We start from the raw sequence: 8,692 nt of genomic DNA on the forward strand, positions 1-8,692 counted from the left end.
GTCATCGCCAGCAGCCATTACCGGGCTTGCAGCGCTCTGGGGACGGGCGGCCGGTTTCACCGGCGCAATGATCTCCGCCTCATCGTCGCTATCAATGTCGTCTTCGGCGGGCGCGGCCATGATCTCCGGTCCGTCTGCGGACAGGAAAGCGGCTTCCAGCTCGGCCAGCGAGACCTCTCCTGGACGCAAGGGGCGGCCAAGATCGGCGTCAAAGCCCGCTTCGGCTTCAACTTCAGCAATAGCGGCGATTTCCGGTTCGGGCTCCGGTTCAGGTTCAGGAGCGGGCGCAGGTGCAGGCGCCGCCTCTCCGGTTGCCAGCGCTTCCAGCTCTGCAATCAGGGCGCTGTCATCGCCTTCCGGCTCGTTGCCCGTCTGCTCGAGACCCGCAAGCACCAGCTTGATGCGGTCAAGCGATTGCAGGACCAGGGTCACCGCGGCGCTGTCTGCAACCAGGGTTCCATCGCGGAACTTGCCCAGCAGCGTCTCGCCGGCATGCGCTATCGCTTCGAGCCGTACAAGGCCGAGGAAGCCGCACGTGCCCTTGATCGTGTGAAGCAGGCGGAAAATATTGTCGAGGGTTGCCCGGTCTGTAGGATCGGACTCGAACTTCACCAGCTCGACGTCGATCGTATCCAGGCTTTCTGCCGTTTCGGCCAGAAATTCGCCAATCAGCTCATCCATGGTGAACCCGTCCCCTGAACAGCCGCCCGCAGGGCGAACTGGCGCGGCGCCCGCGCACATACATCAAGGGTGGAGAATCACATGATCGAGGTTAACGCATCGTTTGGCGACGCGCCCGGAACGTGCGCCCTGTATCAGGCTGCCTGAACGCTGGCCTGCGCGCCCAGAAGCGCCACATATTCGATGCGCTCCTCCTCGGCACGCGCCTCGACCCGCCCGCCATGCTCACGAGCGATCAGACCGGCGTAATACGGCTGGATGGAACGGCCATCATAGCCATCCTCACCGGCCCGGCCGGCCAGCGCCTCGACATAGGCCGGATCGATGCGCGCACGCGGACCGGCTGCAACGATCTTCAGGCGGCTGTCACCGGCATCGCTTGCGGTCGCCTCGACCGTGACGGTGCCGCCCCGAGGCACATTGTCCACCGCCATCCAGACGAGGTTCAGAAGAACCCGCGCCGCCGGCTTGTCGAGACCTGCTGCCTGCACCTTCCAGACCAGATCCGGCTTGGAGCTGGCGAACATCGCCTCGGCGAGACGCTTCAACTCGCCTGTATCAATGCTGCCGGGACGTGACCCGCCAGCACCAAAGGCAAGGCGCACAAATTCCAGCTTGGCATGGGCCTGGTTTGCCCCGGTGCGGATCAGCTCGATCGCATCATCGCGCATGTCTGCGGCGTTTTCGTCGTCGAGGACAGACAGGGCTGCGCCGAGCGCGGAAACCGGGCTGACGAGATCATGGCAGAGCCGGGCGCACAGAAGTGCGGCAAGCTCGCTGGCGGTGGGGGTGTGTTGCGTGCTCATGGACGCAGCATTAGCCGATTCTTGATCGCGAAAGAGTTAACGCGCGCGCCCGGCCTCACGGCTCCCGGTCATCATCGTCATAGCCATGCCGCGACGAGAAGAAGACCAGCGCCATCAGCCCTGCCCCGACAACAAAGGTCAGCACCGCGCCGATCGCCAGCGCTGCCCAGCCATGGCCGCCAACGGCATTGTCCATGCTCATCCACAGGCGCGCCGACAAGTAGATGGCGAATATCAGCATGGCGCCGAGAACGCCCCCGAGTAGCCACGTTTTCATTGCATTCCTTTCAACGCCGGAGGCGCGATGCGGCTGCGCAAGCAGGACATTAACCTTCCACCGGCGACATAACACCCCTTGGCAAGATGATTCGTCCTTGTCACTGTGTGTGCCGCTCCGGCACGATCCGGGGAAGATGACAGCCTGTCACGGGGGGTGATACTGGCCTGCATCTTGCCTCGCTGGAATGGCGGCCTGTAATGAGACCCGCGCGGGAAAGAGGGAAATAATTCGCATGTCCGGTTTTGACGTCCGCCTCGCTGACGCCCACCGCTCTCGTGCGCTGGTTTTCTTTGCAACATTGACCGTGGCGCTGCTGCTGGTCGCGGCGATCCTGATCAGCCGCACCATGTCCGGCACGTCGGCATCAGCGGCGGCTCCAGAGTATGACGCGCTCGATCCGGTCGGTTCGGCCCTGATGGCTGAAGCCGCCGAAGCCGCGCCTTCCCTTGATGACATGGTGATGGCCGAACACGCCGCCTTCACCAATTGCATGGATTGCCCGGTCCTTCTGGCCACTGAAGTCACGGTCCGCTCGGGCCAGACCTTTGCCAGCGTCCTGTCCGATGCCGGCGCCAGCCGCGTGGACGCCGCACGCGCCATTGCCGCGCTTGATCCGGTCTATCCGGCCCGCTCCCTGCGCGCCGGCCAGTCCTTGAACCTTTTCTTCGAGCGTGACCCGCTGCAGCGCATTTCCGCCGATGACGAGACCGGCCTGACGCTGACCGGCATTTCCTTCCGTCCCGATTCAGAACGCACGCTGACCGTGGCGCGCAGCGCCGATGGCAGCTACCGCACCCGCGAAGCCGTCATGACCGTTGAGCGCGAGATCGTCCGCGCTACCGGCGAGATCACCTCCAGCCTTTACGCCGCAGCCCTGGAAGCTGGTGCCACTGACCGCATCGTCACCGACATGGCACTGGTGCTGGGCCACGCGGTCGACTTCCGCACTATCCGGTATGGCGACACGTTCGATATCGTCTTCGAGCGCTACACCAATCGCGCCGGCGAGGTGATCCGCACCGGAAACATCCTCTACATGACCTTTGCAGGGCGCGGTAATCCGCTGGAATACTTCCGCTTTGAGGCCGAAGACGGCGATATCGGCTATTACACCGCCGAAGGCGAAAGCGCGGCCCGCCTGCTGATGAAAATGCCGATCAACGGTGCGCGCATTTCCAGCCAGTTCGGGATGCGCTTCCACCCGATCCGCCGCACCAACCGGCCCCATAACGGTACCGATTTCGCCGCGCCGACGGGCACTCCGATCTATGCGGCCGGCAATGGCACCGTGGAGCGCGCTGACTGGTTCGGCACGTTCGGCAATTACATCCGCCTGCGCCACTCCAACGGCTATCAGACCGTGTACGCCCACCTGAACTCCATTGCGCGCGGCGTGCGGGCAGGCACACGTGTGACGCAAGGCCAGACCATCGGCTATGTCGGCACCACGGGCGCATCGACGGGGCCGCACCTGCACTATGAAGTGCACCTCAATGGCCGTCCGATGAATCCGATGAGCCTAGAACTGCCGACGGGCCGCCGTCTGGAAGCCGACGAGCTGGGCGTATTCGGTGTGGAACGCGACCGCATCATTGCTCTGCGCGATCAGGCCGCCCCTGCCAATGGCGACGCCGAGCGTGAGAACATGCTGGTTGCAGAGCGCTCCGAACGGCGCGCCAGCTCCGGCTCGGGCGCCAGCGGCCTGCGCTAACGCCTGACACGCAGGGGCGTCACGCCGGCTTGTCGGCCGCCAGCAGATAATTCACGCCCGCATCCGAGCTAATGAAGAAGCTGTCTTTGAGCGGATTATAGCTGACACCCACGGGGGTTTCGGGAAAGAGGCCTGCCGCTTTCAGCGCTGCCTCGACCTCTTCCGGCTTTACCAGCTTGTCAAAGCGGTGCGTACCGCGCGGCAGCCAGCCCAGCACATATTCCGCCCCGAAAATCGCGGTCACGAAGGCCCGGCTCGTCCGGTTGATCGTGCCGACAATCATCATCCCGCCGGGTTTCACCAGCGCCGCGCAATCGGTCAGGAACTGCACCGGGTCGGCGACATGTTCCACCACTTCCAGATTGAGCACGACATCGAAGCGGCCCGCCCCTTCCGATGCCAGTAGCTGCTCGGCAGTGCCGTGCCGGTAGTCGATGTCGAGGCCTGCCTCCTGCGCATGGACGAGCGCCGTCTTGATATTGGCCTCGGCCGCATCGACACCTGTCACCTTCGCGCCAAGGCGCGCCATGGGTTCGGACACCAGCCCGCCGCCGCACCCGATATCAAGAAGGTCCAACCCCTCCAGCGGTGTGCGTCCTTCACCGCCGAAATGGGCACACAGGCGCTCGCGTATCCAGGTCAGGCGCGCCGGGTTGAACTTGTGCAGGGGCGCGAACTTGGATTTGGGGTCCCACCATTCTGCCGCCATGCGCGAAAACTTCTCCACCTCCGCCGGGTCAATGGACGGGCTGGAGAGCGTTTCGGGCGAGGAAGCATGGGCCATGGGATTATCCTGCGGGCGGTTTGAAGGGGTGTGCCTTTGATATGGTAGCGCGCACGCGCAATTCGACACCCCACTTCACGCAAGGTATGCCGCTTTGCCGCAGTCAGTGTGAAAAAACGGACCTACCGGCCCGGCGCAGCGCCCGCCGCACCGCCAGCGCTGGCGGCCGCCTGGGCGGTGCGCCAGTTCTGGACAAAACCGTCCATGGCCAAGGATTCCAGTATCTGCCCGCTTTCGCCGAGCACACCGATATCCTGTGAACCCGAACGCACGCGCAGCGCGCCTGCATCGGTGGCGGTAACCTCAAGGCCTGCCTCATCCGGCGCACGATAGGACGCGCCGGCAGCCAGCTCCCGTGCGAAGAGGACGCGGCCTGACGCATCGCGCACTTCGAGCGTCACCGGCGAGATCGCGGTGAACACCAGCGCTTCGGGCGCATGGGCGGTGGGAAGGTCTGCCCAGATACGGGCCGGATCGGGCGCGCGGCTGGACTCCACAACCGGACGGGGCGTGGCCAGAAGCAGGGCCGGATCGGGTGCCTCGGCGAAAGCGCCCGTGCGGGTGATGTGCACGCCATACCAGCTGGTCGCGGCCAGCACGCTGCCCAGAATGACAACAGCGCCAATGACGCCCTTGGGCAGCTTGAATTCGCGTTTCTTTTTCGGAGCGGTCGGCTGGGCCCGGCCTGTTTCGCACTCGACCTCCAGCTTGAACTGGTCGACCAGCTCGGAAACGTTCAGCTCGAGAAAGCCGGCATAGGCGCGCAGATAGCCGATCGTGTAGGCGCGCGACGGCAGACCGCGCGGATCCATGGCTTCGAGCGCTTCCAGATAGTCGCGCTTGATGCGGGTGCGCGCCGCGGCGGAATCGAGGGTCCAGCCATGTTTGAGCCGTGCCTGCCTGAGGGTGTCGCCAACACTTGAAGGGCCGTGCGCCGCAACCGGCGCATTGGCAAAGACGGCATCCATGGGCACGTACTGACTTCCTGCTACCTGACCGGCCAGCTTTTGCATCGCAATTTGAACCGCTTGTCAGCGGCTTCCCCTCACCACTCGCGCCGAGTCGGGCCACTTTCCTGTGACTTTTTGATCGCAGCGCAAGTGGATTAAATCAAAATGCAGCACGGTTATCAACAAGTCGTGAAGATATTCCGGCGTCTTGCGCAGCTTTGATCAGCTTTTGTCTCAAGGATTTATCCGGACGCGGAGCGTCATTCGCCATTTCCCGGTCCAGCCAGGCTGAGAGCCGCACGCTGTCACATTCCAGAAGCGCCGCCTTGACCGGTCCGATACTGCCCGCCGCCATCGACAGGCGGCGATAGCCAAGCCCTGCCAGAACGCACGCTTCCAGAGGCCGCCCCGCCATCTCGCCACATACCGAAACCGGCTTGCCGGCCGCGTCACAGGCCTCGCGGATATGTTTGAGAAGCTTCAGCGGCGCCGGGTTCAGAACATCATAGCGATGGGCGACCTGCGGGTTCTGGCGGTCCGCCGCAAAGAAGTACTGCATGAGGTCGTTGGCGCCCACGGCGGCAAAATCACATAGCGCCAGGAAGGGTTCAGGCGCGAACGCGACCGCCGGCGTCTCGATCATCAGACCTGTCGCGACGCTCAACGGCACCTCGTGGCCATGACGGCGGGCCAGTTCCAGCTCGGTATGGAGCAGGTCACGCGCGCGGGCGAGTTCGCCAATGTCGGCAACCATGGGGAAGAGGACTTTCAGCGCCTGCCCCGCGCTGGCGCGTACAAGCGCGCGCAGCTGGTAGCGGGTCAGCGCAGGCCGGTCGAGGCCCATGCGAAGTGCCCGCCAGCCGAGCGCCGGATTGGGCTCGCGCAATTCGGGAATGAAGCGGGTCACCTTGTCCCCGCCAAGGTCCAGCGTGCGGAAGACGACCGGCTTGCCGCCCGCCGCGTTCAGCACCGCCTTGTACATCTCGATCTGGGTCGAGACGCGCGGCAGGGTGTGGGAAATCATGAACTGGAATTCGGTACGGAAAAGCCCGACCCCCGCCGCGCCGGTCTCGGCAAGACGCGGCAGCTCGATCAGCAGGCCGGCATTCATGGAAAGCTCCATGGCCGTGCCGTCTGCGGTCACTGCCGGTTCGTCGCGCCGCGCGGCATAGGCCTGATTGGCCTTGGAGAGCCCTTCCATGCGCTCGGCATAGGCGGTGAGCACCTCGTCGCCCGGACGCACGTGCAGGACCCCGAACTCGCCATCAATGACCAGCGTGTCGCCATCCTCGACCCGGTCGAGCGCGCCTTCGACCTGGCCCACCATGGGGATGCCCAGAGCCTTGGCGACGATGGCCGCATGGCTGGTGGCAGAGCCTTCCTCTGTGGCAAGGCCAATCAGGCGCGAGCGGTCAAGCTCCATCAGCTCTGCCGGGCCTATGGAGCGGGCCACAAGGATTGCATTGGGCGGCAATTCGGTCAGGGCCCGCACCGCATCGGGTCCGGCGAGATGGCGCAGGAGGCGGTTGGCGAGGTCTTCCAGATCGTGCAGGCGTTCGCGGAAATGCGCCTCCCGAGCCTTCATCAGGCGGGCGCGGTGAGCGTTGCGCACCCGCTCCACAGCGGCCTCGGCTGTCAGGCCGGAGCGCACCGCCTCGCGAAGCTGGTCAATCCAGCCCCGGTCATGGGCAAACATGCGGTAGGCTTCCAGCACGTCACGCGACGGCGTGCCGATCGGCGCGCGGCCCGATTCAAGCAATTCATCGAGACCCCTGCGCAGATCGGCGACCGCACCATCAAGGCGCGCCTCTTCTGCTTCTGCGTCCTCGGCAATCATCCGGCCAGAGGCAACATGCGGCTCGTGTATGACCGCCACGCCCATCGCGATCCCAGCAGACAGCGCCGCACCGGCATAGCGCTCCGGGCCGGAGGCACGCAGTTCGAGATCGGAGAAGGCCTCCGCGCGCAGCAACTCGCCCGAGACCACGATCTCGGCGAGCAGCATGGCCACGGTCTGCAGCGTTTCGATTTCCTCTTCGGTGCTGGGCCGCACCGCCATGGTCTGGGCGGTCAGAACCCCCACCAGCCGCCCGCCGCGCAAGACCGGCACACCGACAAAGCTCTTGAACGGCTCCTCGCCGGTTTCCGGCTTGTAGGCAAAGCTGGGGTGGGCGGGCGCGTTTTCCACCGAGACGGGCCGGGCACGCTGGGCCACAAGGCCCACAAGGCCCTCATCGCGCGCAAGGCGCAGATTGTGAACCGCTTCGGCCTTGAGGCCGTGCGTCGCCGACAATTCCAGCGCGCCGCTGGGCAGCACCAGATAGATCGAGCACACGTCCGAGCCGGTCTCTTCGGCGATGATGCGGGTCAGCCGGTCGAGGCGCGCCTGCGCCTGATCCTGCTGGGCCATCAGATCGCGGATGCGGTGCAATAGCCGCCGCGGCCCTCGCAGGGCCTTGCCGTCCAGTGTGGGCATAGTCGGCGTCATGGCGGCGTCATCCATCCCGGATTGCGGGCAGGCTGTCTTGGATTTTCGGGCGGGCAGTGACCGCTTTCGCCCGCTTCGTCAACCCTCGTCGAGCCGATAGGCTGCATGAAGGGCGCGAACCGCCCGTTCCAGAGCATCCTCGTTCACGAGTGCTGAAATCTTGATCTCGGATGTGGCCAGCATCCGCACGCCGATCGCCTCGCCCTGAAGCACGCCGTAGAGCGTGCGCGCCACATCTGCCCGCCCCCTCAACCCCGTGCCGACGACCGACACCTTGGCGAGGCCGATTTCAGAACTCAGACCCTCATGACCGGCCAGCGCATCAAGCGCGCTGCGCAGGTCGCGCGCCTCGACGGAAAATTCCAGATTGGTGCCGCCAGAGCGCGCCCGGCCCTGAACGATCATGTCCACATGCACGCCGGCGCCTGCCAGCGCCGCGAAAAGCGGGCCTGCGCCTTTGCCTTCGCTATCGATGCCCGGCACCGCGATGCGGGCCTGCGAGCGGGCATAGGCAATGCCGGACACCACGCGCCGTTCGGCCAGCTTGGTCTCGCTCAGGACTTCAGTCCCAAGACTGGTGCCCGGCGCGGCAAAGCTCGATTTGACGCGCATCGCGACGCCTTTGGCTTTCGCGTACTCGACCGAGCGGGTCTGCAGGACCTTGGCACCCATGGCCGCCAGTTCCAGCATCTCATCGTGTGAAATGCGCTCCAGCCGCCGCGCCGCAGGCTCTATGCGCGGGTCCGTCGTGAACACCCCGTCCACATCGGTATAGATGTCGCACTCGGCGCCAATGGCCGCCGCTATGGCGGCTGCCGAAAGGTCTGACCCGCCCCGGCCCAGTGTCGCGAGGCGCCCGTGCGCATCAATACCCTGAAACCCGGCCACGACCGGGATCACACCGTCGGCCAGTAGCCTCTGCAGAACGTCTGCATCGATGCCGGTTATGCGCGCAGCCCCCGGCGCACCCTCGACCTCGATGCGCAACTGCC

The 8,692-nt window shown here is 65.1% G+C and carries 8 protein-coding genes; 1 reads left to right on the top strand and 7 read right to left on the bottom strand.

The genetic code is table 11. The annotated features are described in order from the left end of the window. The 3 genes from ACTS2Z_RS05125 to ACTS2Z_RS05135 all read right to left on the bottom strand — a co-directional run. Nucleotides 1-681: Hpt domain-containing protein (locus ACTS2Z_RS05125; protein WP_442572149.1), on the bottom strand; the 681-nt coding region annotated here is incomplete at its 3' end. A gap of 134 nt (nt 682-815) precedes the next feature. Further along, nucleotides 816-1,487 carry a histidine phosphotransferase ChpT gene (gene chpT / locus ACTS2Z_RS05130; RefSeq protein WP_442572150.1) on the bottom strand — a complete coding sequence of 224 codons (672 nt, stop codon included), beginning with the start codon at nt 1,485-1,487 and terminating at the stop codon, nt 816-818. 55 nt (nt 1,488-1,542) lie between these two features. After that, nucleotides 1,543-1,764: a hypothetical protein gene (locus ACTS2Z_RS05135; protein WP_442572151.1), complete on the bottom strand. Its 222-nt coding sequence runs from the start codon at nt 1,762-1,764 to the stop codon at nt 1,543-1,545. Nucleotides 1,765-1,999: 235 nt separating this feature from the next. Here ACTS2Z_RS05135 and ACTS2Z_RS05140 point away from each other — a divergent pair, with 235 nt between their 5' ends. Beyond that, the gene (locus ACTS2Z_RS05140; RefSeq protein WP_442572152.1) at nt 2,000-3,478 is read left to right on the top strand and encodes a peptidoglycan DD-metalloendopeptidase family protein; all 1,479 of its coding nucleotides are present in this window, start codon (nt 2,000-2,002) and stop codon (nt 3,476-3,478) included. Nucleotides 3,479-3,497: 19 nt separating this feature from the next. On the opposite strand, the gene ubiG is transcribed toward ACTS2Z_RS05140, so the two are convergent. The 4 genes from ubiG to ACTS2Z_RS05160 all read right to left on the bottom strand — a co-directional run. Continuing rightward, nucleotides 3,498-4,262, bottom strand: a complete 765-nt coding sequence (ubiG, locus tag ACTS2Z_RS05145) for a bifunctional 2-polyprenyl-6-hydroxyphenol methylase/3-demethylubiquinol 3-O-methyltransferase UbiG (RefSeq protein ID WP_442572153.1) — start codon at nt 4,260-4,262, stop codon at nt 3,498-3,500. Nucleotides 4,263-4,384: 122 nt separating this feature from the next. Next, nucleotides 4,385-5,230: a helix-turn-helix domain-containing protein gene (locus ACTS2Z_RS05150; RefSeq protein ID WP_442572156.1), complete on the bottom strand. Its 846-nt coding sequence runs from the start codon at nt 5,228-5,230 to the stop codon at nt 4,385-4,387. Between the two features lie 142 nt (nt 5,231-5,372). Further along, nucleotides 5,373-7,700 (bottom strand): phosphoenolpyruvate--protein phosphotransferase, encoded by a 2,328-nt coding sequence (gene ptsP / locus ACTS2Z_RS05155; RefSeq protein WP_442572154.1) that lies wholly within the window; start codon nt 7,698-7,700, stop codon nt 5,373-5,375. Between the two features lie 78 nt (nt 7,701-7,778). Next, nucleotides 7,779-8,692, bottom strand: a 914-nt coding sequence (locus ACTS2Z_RS05160) for an aspartate kinase (protein ID WP_442572155.1), incomplete at its 5' end; no start/stop codon positions are given.

This window comes from Glycocaulis sp. (genome assembly GCF_052168375.1).
GTDB lineage: Bacteria > Pseudomonadota > Alphaproteobacteria > Caulobacterales > Maricaulaceae > Glycocaulis.

Bases quoted from the DNA above. Each gene is read 5' to 3' on its own strand.
- chpT (WP_442572150.1), bottom strand. From the start codon at position 1,487: ATGAGCACGCAACACACCCCCACCGCCAGCGAGCTTGCCGCACTTCTG.
- ACTS2Z_RS05135 (WP_442572151.1), bottom strand. From the start codon at position 1,764: ATGAAAACGTGGCTACTCGGGGGCGTTCTCGGCGCCATGCTGATATTC.
- ACTS2Z_RS05140 (WP_442572152.1), top strand. From the start codon at position 2,000: ATGTCCGGTTTTGACGTCCGCCTCGCTGACGCCCACCGCTCTCGTGCG.
- ubiG (WP_442572153.1), bottom strand. From the start codon at position 4,262: ATGGCCCATGCTTCCTCGCCCGAAACGCTCTCCAGCCCGTCCATTGAC.
- ACTS2Z_RS05150 (WP_442572156.1), bottom strand. From the start codon at position 5,230: ATGGATGCCGTCTTTGCCAATGCGCCGGTTGCGGCGCACGGCCCTTCA.
- ptsP (WP_442572154.1), bottom strand. From the start codon at position 7,700: ATGACGCCGACTATGCCCACACTGGACGGCAAGGCCCTGCGAGGGCCG.